Annotated in this window: 1 protein-coding gene; it reads left to right on the forward strand. The window is 43.1% G+C overall.

Annotated elements, in window-relative coordinates:
* Nucleotides 1-448 (forward strand): VOC family protein (locus tag IDZ20_RS06620; protein ID WP_342745121.1); only part of this gene is annotated, 448 nt, incomplete at its 5' end.
* Nucleotides 449-561: the final 113 nt, after the last annotated feature.

A 561-nucleotide genomic window follows, 5' to 3' on the forward strand; every position in this document is an offset into this window, starting at 1 on the left:
GGCGTTAGCACCCTCCATCAATATGCAACGAGCTAAGGGATCTACGATGAACAGGCAAATATTTATTAATTTAGCCACAAAGGATCTTGGTGAGGCCATGGCCTTTTTTGTAGGGCTTGGGTTCAAACTCAACCCCAGGTTCAGTAACGAAAACGGCTGTTGCGTAATAATTGCGGACAATATATCGGTTATGTTACTTGCTGAAAGTCATTTCAAAAACTTCACTGACAAACCTATTTGTGACTCTACGGCTAGCGCGGAATCTCTATTGTGTATTTCATGTGAAAGTCGTGATGAAGTTGATGATTTTATCTCAAAAGCAAAATCATTAGGCGCTAACGTGTCGAGTGAACCTCAAGATCATGGTTTTATGTATACACACAGCTTTGATGATCTTGATGGCCATTCATGGGAGCTAATGTTTATGGATCAAGGCGCTAATAAATAGTGCTAACAAGGTGGTCAATTTGACCCGCATTGCTCCGTTCCATTTTGGGGTGGCTTCGCCACTTTACCCCAAAACTCCACTCCCGCAATGCGGGCAAATTACCACGGCGTTAG

Source organism: Teredinibacter waterburyi, assembly GCF_001922985.1.
Lineage (GTDB): Bacteria > Pseudomonadota > Gammaproteobacteria > Pseudomonadales > Cellvibrionaceae > Teredinibacter > Teredinibacter waterburyi.